This window comes from Pseudomonas sp. XP2, from assembly GCF_053557975.1.
Genome location: NZ_JBNRIK010000017.1, coordinates 40,806 through 55,798 on the forward strand (window position 1 = coordinate 40,806; position 14,993 = coordinate 55,798).

The 14,993-nt window shown below is 63.6% G+C and carries 12 protein-coding genes, 1 pseudogene and 1 riboswitch; of the genes and pseudogenes, 10 read left to right on the forward strand and 3 right to left on the reverse strand.

The features are described 5' to 3' along the window. The first annotated feature begins 310 nt into the window (after nucleotides 1-310). The 10 genes from ACK1VC_RS18400 (at nucleotide 311) to ACK1VC_RS18445 (ending at nucleotide 12,466) form a co-directional block, all read left to right on the forward strand. On the forward strand, nucleotides 311-1,645 hold the full coding sequence (locus tag ACK1VC_RS18400; protein WP_060516412.1) for an LLM class flavin-dependent oxidoreductase: 1,335 nt from the start codon (nucleotides 311-313) through the stop codon (nucleotides 1,643-1,645). 27 nt (nucleotides 1,646-1,672) lie between these two features. Then, the gene (locus ACK1VC_RS18405; protein ID WP_191087687.1) at nucleotides 1,673-2,773 is read left to right on the forward strand and encodes an LLM class flavin-dependent oxidoreductase; all 1,101 of its coding nucleotides are present in this window, start codon (nucleotides 1,673-1,675) and stop codon (nucleotides 2,771-2,773) included. 221 nt (nucleotides 2,774-2,994) lie between these two features. Continuing rightward, complete coding sequence (locus tag ACK1VC_RS18410; protein ID WP_191087686.1) at nucleotides 2,995-5,469, forward strand: TonB-dependent receptor plug domain-containing protein; 2,475 nt, start codon at nucleotides 2,995-2,997, stop codon at nucleotides 5,467-5,469. Between the two features lie 194 nt (nucleotides 5,470-5,663). Beyond that, nucleotides 5,664-5,886: riboswitch (cobalamin riboswitch) on the forward strand. Between the two features lie 94 nt (nucleotides 5,887-5,980). Next, the gene (locus ACK1VC_RS18415; protein WP_016486728.1) at nucleotides 5,981-6,169 is read left to right on the forward strand and encodes a CbtB domain-containing protein; all 189 of its coding nucleotides are present in this window, start codon (nucleotides 5,981-5,983) and stop codon (nucleotides 6,167-6,169) included. 9 nt (nucleotides 6,170-6,178) lie between these two features. After that, nucleotides 6,179-6,865: a CbtA family protein gene (locus ACK1VC_RS18420; RefSeq protein WP_016486727.1), complete on the forward strand. Its 687-nt coding sequence runs from the start codon at nucleotides 6,179-6,181 to the stop codon at nucleotides 6,863-6,865. Further along, entirely contained in the window at nucleotides 6,865-7,254 is a 390-nt protein-coding gene (locus ACK1VC_RS18425; RefSeq protein WP_024717644.1) for a cobalamin biosynthesis protein, read from the forward strand. The genes ACK1VC_RS18420 and ACK1VC_RS18425 overlap by 1 nt, the downstream gene beginning before the upstream one ends. Before the next feature lie 33 nt (nucleotides 7,255-7,287). Further along, a complete protein-coding gene (cobM, locus tag ACK1VC_RS18430) occupies nucleotides 7,288-8,040 on the forward strand; it encodes a precorrin-4 C(11)-methyltransferase (RefSeq protein ID WP_191087685.1) in 753 nt (250 codons plus the stop codon). 66 nt (nucleotides 8,041-8,106) lie between these two features. Then, nucleotides 8,107-8,349 (forward strand): DUF1272 domain-containing protein, encoded by a 243-nt coding sequence (locus ACK1VC_RS18435; protein WP_016486724.1) that lies wholly within the window; start codon nucleotides 8,107-8,109, stop codon nucleotides 8,347-8,349. Nucleotides 8,350-8,568: 219 nt separating this feature from the next. Then, the gene (locus ACK1VC_RS18440) at nucleotides 8,569-9,183 is read left to right on the forward strand and encodes a response regulator transcription factor (protein WP_016486723.1); all 615 of its coding nucleotides are present in this window, start codon (nucleotides 8,569-8,571) and stop codon (nucleotides 9,181-9,183) included. Between the two features lie 13 nt (nucleotides 9,184-9,196). Next, entirely contained in the window at nucleotides 9,197-12,466 is a 3,270-nt protein-coding gene (locus ACK1VC_RS18445) for a transporter substrate-binding domain-containing protein (protein ID WP_016486722.1), read from the forward strand. Here the strand turns inward: ACK1VC_RS18445 and ACK1VC_RS18450 are convergent. From ACK1VC_RS18450 to ACK1VC_RS18460, 3 genes and pseudogenes are all read right to left on the reverse strand, one after another. Continuing rightward, nucleotides 12,441-12,935: a methyl-accepting chemotaxis protein gene (locus ACK1VC_RS18450; RefSeq protein ID WP_371262262.1), complete on the reverse strand. Its 495-nt coding sequence runs from the start codon at nucleotides 12,933-12,935 to the stop codon at nucleotides 12,441-12,443. The genes ACK1VC_RS18445 and ACK1VC_RS18450 overlap by 26 nt on opposite strands. 42 nt (nucleotides 12,936-12,977) lie before the next feature. Continuing rightward, nucleotides 12,978-13,796 (reverse strand): annotated as a pseudogene (locus ACK1VC_RS18455) (PAS domain-containing protein); the annotation flags it as partial. Between the two features lie 91 nt (nucleotides 13,797-13,887). Next, nucleotides 13,888-14,907: an HTH-type transcriptional regulator GntR gene (locus tag ACK1VC_RS18460; protein WP_016486720.1), complete on the reverse strand. Its 1,020-nt coding sequence runs from the start codon at nucleotides 14,905-14,907 to the stop codon at nucleotides 13,888-13,890. Nucleotides 14,908-14,993 lie beyond the last annotated feature (86 nt).

A 14,993-nucleotide genomic window follows, 5' to 3' on the forward strand; every position in this document is an offset into this window, starting at 1 on the left:
CAAAGCGCCCCCAGCAATCTCAGGTCAGCCACAAACTCAAAATGCATATTAAGCATCATTAAGAACTGCTGTTATTTTTATTTTTCATAATTAGCATAGAACAACAAAGCCTTTCACAACCCCGCCCCACACCCGCTAAGGTCACTCCAGACCGACCCCTTTCCTGGCGGAGGCCGTCCACCACGACCACCCCAGGAGCCTTGCACGCATGCCACCTCTCTCACCCGCACCCCTGCTTCATCTTCGCCCACGGGCCAGGTGACGCATGACTGTCCCCATTCCATTTGCAACACAACCCACAGGTACTCCGATGAGCAAACGACAAATCCGCCTGGGCGCCATGATCCATGGCGTCGGCCACGGCTGGGGCGAATGGCGCCACCCACAGGCGCTGGCCGATGCCAGCGTCAATTTCGGCTTCTACAAACAGCAGGCAAAGCTGGCCGAGGCAGCAAAGTTCGACTTCGCCTTCATCGCCGACAGCCTGCACATTCACGCCCGCTCCAGCCCGCACTACCTCAACCGTTTCGAGCCGCTGACCATCCTTTCGGCACTGGCGGCGGTGACCGAGCACATCGGCCTGGTGGCCACGGTCACGGTCAGCTACACCGAGCCGTTCCAGGTAGCTCGCCAATTCGCTTCGCTGGACCTGATCAGCGGCGGGCGCGCAGGCTGGAACGTGGTGACCTCCTGGCTTTCCGGCACCGCTGACAACTTCGGCAAGGCTGAACACCCGCCGCATGCCGTGCGTTACCGGATTGCACGTGAGCATGTGGATGTGGTCAAGGGGCTGTGGGACTCATGGGAAGACGACGCCTTTACCCGCAACAAGCACAGCGGCCAGTTCTTCGACCCGGCCAAGTTGCACACCCTTGGCCACCAAGGTGAGTTCTTCAAGGTCAAAGGCCCGTTGAACATCCAGCGCTCGCCCCAGGGCCAGCCGCTGATCTTCCAGGCAGGCGTGTCGGAAGACGGCCGCAACTTCGCGGCGCAGAACGCCGACGCCATCTTTGTCAGCCCGGAATCGTTCGACGACGCCCACGCCTATTACCAGGACCTCAAACAGCGAGCCGCACGCCATGGCCGCGCCCCGGACGCACTGTTCATCCTGCCCGGCATCCGCCCCATCGTCGGCCGCAATGTCGAGGAGGTCGAGCAGCGCTACCAGCAGGCCGTCGACCTGGTGAGCATCGAAGATGCCCTGGTTGCCCTGGGCCGCCCCTTCAACGACTACGACTTCAGCCAACATGATCTGGATGCGCCCTTCCCCGATCTCGGCACCCTGGGCAACGACAGCCACAAAGGCACCTCGGACCAGCTCAAGCAGCTGGCCCGGGATGAAAGCCTGAGCCTGCGCGAACTGGCACTGCGCTTTTCGCGCCCGCGCAGGGACTTCGTCGGCACCCCGGAGCAGGTTGCCGATGCCTTGCAGCACTGGTTTGAAAACGGGGCTGCCGACGGCTTCATCATCAACTCATTGCTACCTGACGGCCTGCAGTACTTCACCGAACACGTGGTGCCGCTGCTGCAAGCCCGTGGCCTGGTTCGCCGTGAGTACAGCGATACAACCCTGCGCAGCCATTTTGGCCTCGACGTGCCAGAAAACCGCAACACCCTGCGCCGCAACCAGGCAGCGCTTGCCTGAGCCCCCCCAGACAAGGAGTTTTGTTTCATGAGCCTCGAGTTCATCGGCCTCATCGGCCCGCAGGAAAGCAGCGAATCCCAAGCACCCCGTGGCCCGCTGGTTGATCTGGCGTTCATCAAGGCCTTCTCCCAGGCCCAGGAATATGGCGGCTTCGACAAGGCATTGCTGGCGGTCAACACCAGTGCGCCGGACTCTATGATCCTGGCCAGCTACGTGGCAGCACTGACCGAGCGCATCGGCCTGCTGGTCGCCCACCGCCCGGGCTTCCAGGCGCCAACCTTCGCTGCCCGCCAGTTCGCCACCCTCGACCAGCTGAGCCGTGGCCGAGCCTCGATCAATGTCATCACCGGGGGCGACAGCGGCGACCTGCAGCGCGATGGCGACTTCCTCGACAAGGATGCCCGTTATGCCCGCACGGATGAATACCTGCAGGTACTGCGCGACACCTGGACCCGCCAGGAGCCTTTCGACCACCAGGGCACTCACTACCGCGTTGAAGACAACCTGACCTTGGTCAAACCGGTGCAGCATTTGCCCATCTACTTCTCCGGTGCGTCAGACGCCGCGGTCGAAGTGGCCGCCAAGCACGCCGACGTCTACATGATGTGGGGCGAACCGCTGGAGCAGGTGCGCGAGCGCATCGCCAAGGTGCGCAAGGCCGCCGCCCGCTACGGGCGCGAGAAGCACATCCGCTTCAGCCTGTCGTTGCGACCGATTCTGGGCGGTACCGAGGCAGAAGCCTGGGCCCGCGCCGAACGTATTCTGGCCGATGCCCAAGCGCGCATCGGTATCCGCCAGGGCAATCGCCGCGAGAAAAACTTCGGCAAGAGCAACGCCGGCTCCGAACGCCTGGTGCAGCTGGCCAGCCAGCGCAAGGTGCATGACACCCGGCTGTGGACCGAGATTGCGGCGTTGGGCGGTGGTGCAGGTAACTCCACCTCGCTGGTAGGCACTGCAGACCAGGTGGCCGAGGCCGCACTGGCCTACTACGAGCTGGGGGTTACTACCTTCCTGTTCCGTGGGTTCGACCAACTGCGCGATGCGGTGGAATACGGGCAGGACCTCATTCCCCGTATTCGGGCGTTGGTAGAACAGCATGAGGCTGGACGCAGCACCCGCACAGCCTAGATCCCGACTCGCAGCACCGGCCTCTTCGCGGCGGTTCGACGCCTCGACGAGCCCGCTCCCACAGGAAAATCACTGACCTCAAGGCCTGTGCAATTCCTGTGGGAGCGGGCATGCCCGCGAAGAGGCCGGTGCAGGCAAACACTTTCCCAAACACCCTACGCCAGCCCTGTCAGAGCCTGGCGCCTATTCGCCTGCGTGCTCCACCGTATTCCGAGGACATGATGTCTAGAACACCGCTTTTCGCCCTGCCCCTGGCCTGCCTGCTCACCCCGTTCGCCGACGCTGCTGCAACCACCGAAGACCAACGCCTGGACACTGTCACGGTGATCTCCACTGGCATGCGTGGCAACCAGCGCACCGTCGCCGACAGCCCGGCCCCCATCGACGTGATCAGCAACGAACAGTTGCTGCGCACCGGCCGTGCCGAGCTGTCCGAGGCCATTTCCAAACTGCTGCCCTCGTTCAACTTCGGCACCAACATCGCCGGTTTCCAGTCTGGCGTGCGGCCGCTGAGCAACCGCGGCCTGGGCCCGGCCTACACCTTGGTACTGGTCAATGGCAAACGCCGCCACAACAGCGCCGTGCCGGCCAGCGGCTCGACGGACAACAGCGGTGCCAACGCCGTGGATATCGACATGATCCCGGTCAGCGCGGTGTCGCACATCGAAGTCCTCAAAGACAGCGCGGCGGCTCAGTACGGCTCGGATGCGGTAGCCGGGGTGATCAACATCATCCTCAAAAGCGCCAGCAGTGGCGGCCATTACGAAAGCAGCTATGGCCAGCTGTACAGCGGCCAGGGCGAAACCATCAAGCTGGCTGGCGACCAGGGTTTCGGCCTGGGTGACGGCGGTTTCCTGCACCTGTCGGGGGAGGCACGCAAGCGCGGCACCGCCAACTGGATCGACAAAGCCGACCCTGGTTACCGGGCCTACTTCGAGGACGACCGCCAGGCCGCCTGGGACCACCGCGCTGTGAAGAACGGCGACCCCGACCTGCGCGCCTTCAACCTCGGTTACAACGCCGAACTGCCCATCAGCGACGACCTGAAACTGTATTCGTTCGCCACCTATGCCGAGCGCAAGCTCGAAGCCTTCAACAACTATCGACTGCCCAACAGCAACGCCTCGATCCCCGAGTTGTTCCCCGACGGGTACTTCCCGCTCAACAACATCAAAGACACCGACTACCAGTGGCTGCTCGGCACCCGGGGTGCCGCCGGTGCCTGGGACTGGGACCTGTCCACCACGTACGGGCGCAACAAGAACCAGCAGTCCAGCGACCTCACCATCAACCCTACCTACGGCCCGGCCTCGCCAACCTCGTTCGATGACCTGGCGACTTTGCAGTTCGACCAGTGGGTAAACAACCTGGACATCACCCGCGCTTTTGATCGCGTGTTTGGCCTGGCCGTACCAACCCGCGTCTCGGCGGGCCTGGAACACCGTTGGGAGCGGTTCCAGACCTTCGCCGGCGACCCCGTCGCCTACGGCGTCGGGCCCTACACTTACCCGGCCACCCTGGCCGACGGGCGCCCCAACCCGCTCTACGCGCTGGCCAACGGCCAGACCGCCGTGGGCGCCCAGGCTGCGCTGACCATCCGCCCGGAAGACGAGGCCGATGTGAAGCGCAACAACTATGCCGCCTACATCGACCTCGGCCTGGACCTGACCCCGCGCTGGTACCTGGGCACCGCCGCGCGCTTCGAGCACTACGACGACAACTCGGGCAACACCGCCAGCTTCAAGCTCAATTCACGCTATGAACTGAGCGAAACCGTGGCAATCCGCGGCACTTTGGGCAGCGGTTTCCGTGCCCCGTCGCTGACCCAGAGCGGCTATACGGTCAGCGACAACCGCACCGCGCTGGACGCTGACGGCAATGTGGTGCCGGCCTTGCGCCGCACCGTGGCGCCTGGCAGTGCCGCGGCGCTGGCATTCGGCGGCGACAAGCTCGACCCGGAGAAATCGCGCAACGCCGGCCTGGGCCTGACCTGGCAACCGGCGCGCCGTACCAGTGTCACCCTGGACACCTACCTGATCGACATCGACGACCGCATCCTGTTGACCGAAAACCTCTACGACCGGCAGAACGGTGCCGGTGCCATTGGCGATATGCTCCAAGCACTGGGCCTGGCACGCACCACCTGGATCAACTACTACACCAATGCCTTCGACACCCGTACCCGCGGCCTCGACCTGGTAGGTGACCACACCAGCGAATTCGGTGCCTGGGGCGATGTGCGCTGGACCTTGGGCTTCAACTGGAACAAGACCACTGTGCGCGGCAGCCGGGGCACGCCCGCAGCGCTGGCGGCAGCCGGTATCGAGGTGGTCGGCCATGGCCGCGAAGGTGACCTGGTGGCGGCCTCGCCGAAAACCAAATGGGTACTGGGCAGTCAGTGGTTGCTGGGTAACTTCACCGGCACCTTGCAGACCACCCGCTACGGCAAGGTCGAAACCTGGCAGCAGAATCAGGCCCAGGACCGCACCTTCGGCGCCAAGTGGATTACCGACCTGGACCTGTCGTACCTGCTGTTCGACAGCTTGACCGTCAGCCTGGGCGGCACCAACATCTTCAATGTACGGCCCGACAAGAACGGCGTGTACAACGCCAACGGCAACCAGGCGGCCTACGGCAACCCGCCGTTTCATCCAGGTGGCGGGTACTGGTACACCAAGTTGGCGTATGACTTCTGAAAACATCCTTTGGGTTTAGCGCGGACCTCAGTGGGAGCGGGCAAGCCCGCGAATCAGGCAGATGCGGTGGATGGCACCGGCTTTGCCGGTGTTCGCGGGCGAGCCCGCGCCCACAATGATTGGGCAAACTTTCACCCTGAGCACGGCAGTCACTCGCACACATGGCAATTGACGCAAACCCCGCCCCATGCTCTCCTTATGCCTCACGTTCAGGTGCCCCCCAGGGGGTGAAACGGGAAACCGGTGCGTCGCAGGCCCTCCATCAGGGCCGGACAAGCCCGGTGCTGCCCCCGCAACGGTAAGCGAGTGAAGCGTCTGTGCCACTGTGCCTTGTAGTCCGGCATGGGAAGGTGACGCTTTTCAGGAGCCCTGCTCCTCCTCGCAAGCCCGGAGACCGGCCTGGCGTTCATGAACACCCCGCGGTGGGCGGGCGCTGTTGCATTCCCCTGGGCGGCCACGCATCAGGGATGCCGCGCTTGCCCGTTGCCCACAAAAAGCAGAGGAACGCGTCATGCCCGTCACCAGCGCCAAGCCACACAGCCTTGCCACCCCCGTCACCCTCAGCCAGCGCATCGTCATTGCCGTTGGCGCAAGCCTGCTGGGCCTGTGCCTGGTGTACTTCGCCGGTTTTTCGCACATCGAGGCCGTGCACAACGCCGCTCACGACACCCGCCACAGCGCCGCCTTCCCCTGCCACTGAGTACGCCTGATGATCACGCGCATTGCCCGTACCGCGGGCTTCAGCGGGCTGCTTGCGGCCCTGCTGCTGACCCTGCTGCAAAGCTTCTGGGTCGCCCCGCTGATTCTTGAGGCGGAAACCTACGAATCCTCGGCCCCGGCCGCACACCACGAACATGGCGGCGAAGTGGCCGCCCATGAGCACAGCGCCGACGCCTGGTCGCCGGAAGACGGCTGGCAGCGGGTGCTGTCCACCACCGGTGGCAACCTGGTGGTTGCGGTCGGCTTCGCCCTGATCCTCGCCGCCCTCTACAGCCTGCGCGAACCGCAGCGTGCCGGCACCGGTGTGCTGTGGGGCCTGGCCGGTTTCGCCGTGTTCTGTCTGGCGCCAACGTTGGGGCTGCCACCGGAACTGCCCGGCACCGCTGCCGCCGACCTGGGGCAACGCCAGGCCTGGTGGATTGGCACGGCCAGCGCCACCGCCCTTGGCCTGGCCTTGCTGGTGTTCGCCCGGCACTGGCTGTTGAAGGCGCTGGGCGCCGTGTTGTTGATAATCCCCCATGTGATCGGCGCGCCACAGCCCGACGTGCATGAAAGCCTGGCCCCCGCAGCACTGGAGACTCAGTTCAAGATGGCCTCCTGGCTGACCAACGCTGCATTCTGGGTGGCCTTGGGCCTGCTCAGTGCATGGCTGTTCCGCCGTTCCAGCCAGGCCTGATGCCGGCCTTCTACGCCGGCTTCGGCTGCCGCCGAGGTTGCCCGGTGGATACATTGCAGACCCTGCTGCACCAAGCCTTGGCTAGCCAGGGCCTGGTGCTTGCCGACCTGCGCGGCATTGCCAGCATCAGCCTCAAGGCCGACGAACCCGGCTTGCAGCAACTGGCCGAACGCCTTGGCTTGCCCTTGGTGCTGTACCATAGCGCACAACTGCAAGCCTTTGAGCCGCTGCTCAGCCACCGCTCTGCCACAGCCCATGCCCACAGCGGCTGCTGGGGCGTGGCCGAGAGCGCGGCACTGGCGTTGGCCAGCCAGCGGCCCGGCTGCACCGCCGGGTTACTGCTGACCCGCCAGGTACTGGGCCCGGCGACCCTGGCCCTGGCCTGCTGAACATTTCGCTCCTCTTTCCTGCAAGGACTTTCCATGACGGTGTACTTCATCGGTGCCGGCCCCGGCGACCCTGAACTGATCACGGTCAAAGGCCAACGGCTGATTCGCCAGTGCCCAGTGATCATCTATGCCGGCTCACTGGTACCTGCTGCCGTGCTCGAAGGCCACAAGGCCCAGATCGTGATCAACAGTGCCGAGCTGCACCTGGAACAGATCATCGCCGCCATGTGCAGCGCGCACGAACAAGGCCAGGACGTGGCCCGTGTACACAGCGGCGACCCCAGCCTGTACGGCGCCATCGGTGAACAGATCCGCCACCTGCAGGCGCTGGGCATCGATTACCAGATCATCCCCGGGGTCACCGCCACGGCGGCCAGCGCGGCGCTACTTGGCTGCGAACTGACCCTGCCACAGGTGGCGCAGACGGTGATACTCACTCGCTATGGCGACAGTTCACCCATGCCACCTGGGGAGCAACTGGGCGACCTGGCGCGCCACGGCAGCACCTTGGCGATTCACCTCGGGGTCAAACACCTCTCGCGGATCGTCGAAGAACTGCTGCCGCACTACGGTGCGCACTGCCCGGTGGCGGTGGTACATCGTGCCACCTGGCCGGACCAGGACTGGGTGCGCGGCACCCTTGGCGATATCGTCGAACGCGTCGCAGCCAAAGATTTTCGCCGCACGGCGCTGATCCTGGTAGGCCATGTGCTAGGGGATACCCCCTTCGCCGAATCGGCCTTGTACCGTGCCGGGCATGCCCACCTGTACCGCCCTGGGGACTGAGCATTGCCAGTATTGCCGCCCGCGTAGCAGACTCCGGGTTCCCGCCTGCGAACAGGAGTCACGCCCATGCTGGAATTACGCCCCAACTGCGAGTGCTGCGATACTGACCTGCCGGGCGACAGCCCCGATGCGCTGATCTGCTCCTTCGAATGCACCTTCTGCCGTGCCTGCGCCGACACACGCCTGCAAGGCCGCTGCCCGAACTGCGCCGGCCAGCTAGTGCCCCGGCCGACGCGTGTCGGTCAGGCGCTGGCCAATAACCCCGCCGCCACCCAGCGTGTGAACAAAGCGCACGCCACCTGCGCCTGACGCCCTTCCAAACAGACATCGCCGCTTTCTCGGGGTGATGTCTTTCACGCTTCTTGTAGGATTTTTCCACAACAAGCACGCGGATTATCAACACTTCTATACTCGGCATTACCAAACTTCGGGATTGGTCGTATCTTGCAGCGCTTCCGATTAACCCACTTGCAGACGTATTCCGGAGTGATCCAGGAAGCGGACCACATCCCGACAGGAGTTTTCCACATGACAACCGTGCTGATCGTCGACGACCACCCCATTGTCCGACTGTCCTTGCGCCTACTGCTCGAGCGTGAACGCTTTCATGTTGTCGGTGAGGTGGGTAACGGCAGCGAAGTGGCTCAGGTAGCCCGCGATCTGCGCCCGGATGTAGTCGTGCTCGATATTGGCCTGCCCGGTCTGGATGGCATGGAAGTGATCAAACGCCTGCAAAGCCTTGAGCCGGTGCCCAAGATCATGGTGCTGACGGGCCAAGCCACTGACCTGTACGTACGGCGTTGCCTGGATGCCGGCATCGGCGCCTTCGTCACCAAGGAAGAAGACCACGAAGCACTGCTGTTCGCCCTCAAGGCGCTGGTCAAAGGCTATTCGACCTTCCCGCAAATGTCGGTCAACAGCAACTCGCTGGAAAGCGAACCGGTGCGCCTTGCCAGCCTGTCGAACCGTGAAATGGAGGTGCTGCGGCGCCTGGCGCGCGGTGAAAACAACAAGAATATCGGTACCCGCATGAATCTGAGTGCCAAGACCATCAGCACCTACCGAGGCCGGATCATGGAAAAGCTCAAAACCGAATCTCTGGTCGAGATGGTCGACCTGGCCAAACGCAACAGCGTCTACTGAGCGTTCGGCCGCCATGAAGCGCCTGCTGGCGTGCATGCTCCTGGCCATCGGCCTGGCCGCCCCCACCGCGCTGCTGGCCCGCAGCGAAGCTCGGCAACTGCTGGCGCGCTCTGTCAGCGCAGCAGCCCCACTGCAACTGTCCAGCGAAGACCGGGCCTGGCTGCAGCGACGTCAATACCTGGTGCTAGGCAGTTCGCGGCCCGACTATCCACCGTTCGAATTGAACGCCAGCCAACAGGACTACGAAGGGATCAGTGCAGACTACGCAGGTATCATTGCCGAACTGCTGGGCATACACGTCGAGGTGCGCCGATTCGATAGCCGCCACGAAGCCATCGCCGCGTTGCGGGAGGGCAGTATTGACCTTCTGGGCAGCTCCAATGCCTTCGAGGCGGCAGATGCCGAGCTTGAACTGAGCACGCCGTATGCAGACGACCTGCCGGTCATCGTCACACGCGAGGGGAGCAGCCTGAAGAACCAACCCGACCTCGCCGGCTTGCGCCTGGCCATGGTCGATCACTACCTGCCGGCCAGCACCGTACGCGGTCTGTATCCAAAAGCGCAGTTAAGCTTGTACCGCTCGACCCTTGCCGGGTTGGCAGCCGTCGATCTGGGCGAGGCCGATGCGTACCTGGGCGATGCCATCAGCACCGACTTCACGATTGGCAAGAACTATCAAGGCACGCTGAGAATCGACCACTTCTGTCAGGTTCCGGCTGGCGCATTTGCATTTGCCTTGGCCAGCGACAACCCTCGCTTGCATCGGCTGGTCGACATGGCGCTGGCCCGCATAAGCGAAAGCGAGCGCCTTAACATCCTGCGCCGCTGGAGCAGTGGCAACACCAGCCTGCTGTTGCAGCGCCACCTCACTGACTTGAGCAGCGAAGAAAAAGCCTGGATCGCAGCCCACCCCTACATCGATGTATTGGTCAACACTTCGCTGGCGCCATTGACGTTCAACGACGCCGAACACCGCCCAACCGGCATCACCCTTGACCTGCTGAAACAGATTTCATTGCGTACCGGGCTACAGTTCCGCCCGGTCGAAAGCGATTCGGCGCAGGCGATGGTCGAGCGCCTGGTCCGCGGCGATGCACACATGATCGGCGCCCTGGGCTACGGCGCGGAGCGCTCGAAACAGCTGCGCTATACCCGCCCCTACCTGGTCAGCCCACGCGTACTGGTTACGCGCAGCGACAGCACTTACCCCGCACAAACCAAAACGCTGGATGGCCAGCGCATCGCCTTGGTACGCGGCTCGCCGCAGAGGGCACTGCTGCAACAGCGCTATCCGCAAGCCAGGCTGGTCGAAGTGGACAACCCGCTCGGCCTCATGGAGGCCCTGGCCGGGGGGGCTGCCGATGTGGCCCTTGCCAGCCACATCAATGCCGCCTACTACATCAGCCATGTTTTCAAGGGCCGCTTGCGCATCGCCAGCGTACTGGATGAAGACCCGGCCATTGCGGCCTTCGCCGTGGCTGCGGACCAGCCGCAGCTCCAGGCCATTCTCGACAAGGCGCTGCTGAGCATTCCACCCGAAGAGCTCGACCAGCTGGCCAATCGCTGGCGCACCAGCACCCTGGTCAGCGACAGCGCTTGGCGCGATTACCGCACACTGGCCTTGCAGGTACTGGTGTTGTCGGCCCTGCTGCTGGCAGGCGTGGTGTTCTGGAACAGCTACCTGCGCAAACTGATCAATCAGCGCACCGAGGCCCAACACGCGCTGCAAGCTCAGCTGGCCCTGAGCCGAGGCCTGCTCGAACAGCTGCGTCAGGCAAAGGACGACGCCGAACAAGCCAGTCAAACCAAAAGTACCTTCCTGGCCACCATGAGCCATGAAATCCGCACCCCGATGAATGCCGTGATCGGCCTGCTGGAGTTGGCCCTGGAAGACAGCCGCGAGGGCCGTTGCGACGCCCAGACCCTGCAGACTGCCCATGACTCGGCCATCGGCCTGCTTGAACTGATTGGCGATATTCTGGACATTTCCCGCATCGAGTCCGGGCACATCACCCTGCAACCGGTGCCCACAAACCTGGTCGAACTGGTACGCGCTACCGTGCGGGTTTTCGAGGGCAACGCCCGGGCCAAAGGCTTGCTTCTGCACGCTGAGCTGCCTGCCGGGCCGGTCTGGGTGCTGGCAGACCCGCTGCGACTCAAACAGATCCTGTCCAACCTGATCAGCAACGCCATCAAATTCACCGACCGCGGCGAGGTCCAGGCCAGCTTGCTGACGCCCCCAGCCGATGGGCAAAGCCGCCTGCCAGTTGAACTGTCTGTGCGCGACACCGGCATCGGCATCAGCCCACTTGATCAGGCCCGGCTGTTCCACGCCTTCGTTCAGGCTGACGGCCCGCGAACCCACCAAGGGGCGGGCCTGGGATTGGTCATCAGCCGCACCTTTGCCGAACTGATGGGTGGCAGCTTGAGCCTGCAAAGCGTCGAAGGCGTTGGCACCAAGGTACAGGTCAGCCTGCAATTGCCAACCTGCCCAGCACCAGAGCCCGCACAGCAACTGGACCCGGTAGCGGAACGCAGCACTGGCCCGTTGGAAATCCTGGTTGTCGACGACTACCCGGCCAACCTTCTATTGCTGGAGCGGCAACTGCACACCTTGGGCCATCACGTGACCTTGGCAGACAACGGCCAGATTGCCCTGGAGCGCTGGCAGGCAGCGCGTTTCGACCTGGTGATCACCGATTGCAGCATGCCGGTCATGGACGGCCACGAACTCACCCGTCGCATTCGCAGCCTTGAAGCCGAACGCGACCTGCCGGCGTGCCAGATCCTCGGCGTGACTGCCAATGCCCAGGCCGAAGAGCGTGACCGTTGCCTGGCCAGCGGCATGGACGAGTGCCTGTTCAAGCCGATCGGCCTGCACACACTCAAGGCCCATCTCCCCCAGGCCCGCGGCGCCCAAGAAACGCCACTGCACAGTAGCGGCTTCAACCTGGCTGAGTTGCGCCACCTCACCCAGGACGACAAGCAACTGACGCGTCATCTGCTGGAACAGCTGTCAATCAGCGTTGGCGAGGACCTGGCCGCCTTGCGGGCGCTGGCGCCCGGGGCCGCCGATGAGGACGTGCGTACCCTGGCTCACCGAATCAAGGGTGGCGCGAAGATGATCAGGGTGCGCGGCGTGGTGAAGGATTGCGAAGCCATCGAGAACGCTCATGCGCGGGGCCTGCCAACGGCTGTCGAACGTGAACGGCTGCAAATCAGCCTGCAGGCCCTGCTGAACGAACTGAAGGATGCGCTCAATGCAATTGCAACGTCGAGCTGATCTGGCTGATCGCATCCACCACGTGCCGTGAGCCCTGCTGGATTTCCATGATCACCGTACCGGCCTCATTGGCCAGCGCAACCCCATGACCGGTGCGGGTCAAACTCGATTGCATGCTGGCCACCGCCAGCAGTGACAGGTCGTGGTTCTGCCGTACAACGTCGACGATTTCCAGGGTTGCCTTGCTGGTCCGCGCCGCCAGGTTGCGCACCTCGTCGGCCACCACGGCAAAACCTCGCCCGTGCTCACCGGCGCGGGCCGCCTCGATGGCCGCGTTCAGGGCCAACAGGTTGGTCTGGTCGGCAATTCCACGTATGGTCAGCACGATCTGACCGATTACATCCGATTGCTTGCTGACCGCGTCGATGCTGCGGGCAGCGTCGTTCAGCTCATGGGAAATCTGCTCGATTACCTGCACCGTCTGCTGTACCACCTCGGTGCCCTTGCGTGCGCAGGCATCGGTCTGCATGGAACTGGCATGGGCGGCATCGGCGGCGGTTTGCTGCGTGCTGACCTGGCGGGTGATGTCACTGGCGAACTTCACCACTTTGTACAAGCGGCCCTTGCTGTCGAATATCGGGTTGTAAGAGGCCTCCAGATAGACCATCTGGCCCTGCTTGTTGATGCGCTCGAAGCGGTGCGAATGGTACTCGCCGCGGTTGAGCGATGCCCAGAACTCGCGGTACTCAGCCGACTCGCGCTCCTGCGGCAGGCAAAACAGCCCGTGATGGCGGCCGACTACCTCGTCCAGGCGATAGCCCATGGTATCGAGGAAGTTCTGGTTGGCCTTGATCACGCGGCCTTGCGGGGTGAACTCGATCACCGCCATGGAGCGGCTGATGGCCTTGAGCAGGCTCTCGCTCTCGTGCTCCAGCACCACCCGCTGGCTGATGTCCGCTGCCACCTTGATCACACTGGTGACTTGGCGGTGCTCATCCAGCACCGGCATGTAACTGGCCTCCAACCAGACCTCACGGCCGGCCTTGTCGAGGCGTTCGAATGTACCGCTGATGGCCTTGCCTTGGCCCAATTCGCGCCACAATTGTTGGTACTCGGCACTTTGCGCGTAGCCCGGCTCGCAAAACACCCGGTGATGCTTGCCACGCAGTTCGTCGGCGCTATAGCCCATGGCCTGGCAGAAACGCTCGTTGGCATCGAGGATGGTGCCATCCGGGGCGAACTCGATCATCGCCATCGAACGGCTGATCGCCGCCAATTTGGCTTGCGTGCCGCTCAAGGCCTGGTGAGTGCGCTGGATCTCAACCAAATCGGATTTGCGATGGAAATCGAACATGACGCCGGGCTCCTTTATGCGCGGTGTCCTGAGCATAGATCGCCGTTGGCGCCGTGCAAGCACAGTGCTATCACTTTAGGATTACTACATTAATAGGACAGAACGCCTGCACAGCTACGGGCTCCCGCTACGAACTCTCGCGCACCATCAGCTCAAAGCCCAGATCCTGCTGCGTATCCGCCACCCGCTTGCCATCGAGCAACGCCAGCAGCGCCTGCGCCGCGCCACGCCCAACGGCTGCCCGGGGCGTGCGAATCGAGGTCAGGCGCGGCACCATGTGGGCCGACGCCGGCAAGTCGTTGAACCCCACCATCGCCACCTGGCGGGGCACTTCCACCCCTTGGCGCAATGCCTGCAGCACCGCCCCCTGCGCCAGGTCGTCGTTGCAGAAGAAGATACCGTCGACATCTGGCGCCTGCTGCAGCAACTGGCTGAACAGCACACTGCCCAGGGCAATGGATGAAGGCTGCGGCGCCAGTACCTCCAGCTCGGCCGCCTGCAAACCGGCCTCAGCCAACGCCTGGCGGAAACCTTCGGCCCGCTGCATCACCCGTGGGTCGAGCTGCGCGGCAATGAACGCCAGGCGTTTGCGCCCGCGCTCGATCAAGTGCCGGGCCGCGGCGCGCCCGGCCTGCTGCTGCGAAAAACCGACCGACAATGCCCCTGGCTCGCCATTGAGTTCCATCATGTGCACACACGGCACACCGCTGGCGGTCAACATCTGCCGCGCCGCGTCGCTGCGCTCGAAACCGGTCAACAGCATGCCGCAGGGCTGGTAGGCCAGGTAATTACGGATCAGGTTTTCTTCTTCGGCAAGGTCGTAGTGATAGTTGCCGATCAGCACCTCGAGCCCACGCGGGCGCATGACCTCGTGAATGGCTTCCAGGGTGTCGATGAACAGCTGGTTGGACAGCGACGGGATCAACACCACCACCGACTGGCTGCGAGCCGAGGCCAAGGCGCGGGCTGCCGGGTTGGCCACATAGCCCAGGCTCGCCGCTGCAGCGACGACCTTCTCGACCAGCTCTGGCGCAACCGTGCTGACCCCGCGCAAGGCGCGCGAAGCGGTGATGGGGGAAACCCCGGAAAGCCTGGCAACTTCTGCCAGGGTTGGACGACCTGTAGTACGGGAGCCGGTGCGGGTCATGGATGTTGTAATTTTACTACTTGCAAGGAGAGGGAACGGCCACTAAGGTAGCGCTGTCTCAGGACGCAGGCAATGTAATCTTTGGC

Coding starts and splice junctions, on each gene's coding strand:
- ACK1VC_RS18450 (WP_371262262.1), bottom strand. CDS start 12,935: ATGCAGACCGATGCCTGCGCACGCAAGGGCACCGAGGTGGTACAGCAG.
- ACK1VC_RS18445 (WP_016486722.1), top strand. CDS start 9,197: ATGAAGCGCCTGCTGGCGTGCATGCTCCTGGCCATCGGCCTGGCCGCC.
- cobM (WP_191087685.1), top strand. CDS start 7,288: ATGACGGTGTACTTCATCGGTGCCGGCCCCGGCGACCCTGAACTGATC.
- ACK1VC_RS18415 (WP_016486728.1), top strand. CDS start 5,981: ATGCCCGTCACCAGCGCCAAGCCACACAGCCTTGCCACCCCCGTCACC.
- ACK1VC_RS18405 (WP_191087687.1), top strand. CDS start 1,673: ATGAGCCTCGAGTTCATCGGCCTCATCGGCCCGCAGGAAAGCAGCGAA.
- ACK1VC_RS18440 (WP_016486723.1), top strand. CDS start 8,569: ATGACAACCGTGCTGATCGTCGACGACCACCCCATTGTCCGACTGTCC.
- ACK1VC_RS18425 (WP_024717644.1), top strand. CDS start 6,865: ATGCCGGCCTTCTACGCCGGCTTCGGCTGCCGCCGAGGTTGCCCGGTG.
- ACK1VC_RS18435 (WP_016486724.1), top strand. CDS start 8,107: ATGCTGGAATTACGCCCCAACTGCGAGTGCTGCGATACTGACCTGCCG.
- ACK1VC_RS18420 (WP_016486727.1), top strand. CDS start 6,179: ATGATCACGCGCATTGCCCGTACCGCGGGCTTCAGCGGGCTGCTTGCG.
- ACK1VC_RS18400 (WP_060516412.1), top strand. CDS start 311: ATGAGCAAACGACAAATCCGCCTGGGCGCCATGATCCATGGCGTCGGC.
- ACK1VC_RS18460 (WP_016486720.1), bottom strand. CDS start 14,907: ATGACCCGCACCGGCTCCCGTACTACAGGTCGTCCAACCCTGGCAGAA.
- ACK1VC_RS18410 (WP_191087686.1), top strand. CDS start 2,995: ATGTCTAGAACACCGCTTTTCGCCCTGCCCCTGGCCTGCCTGCTCACC.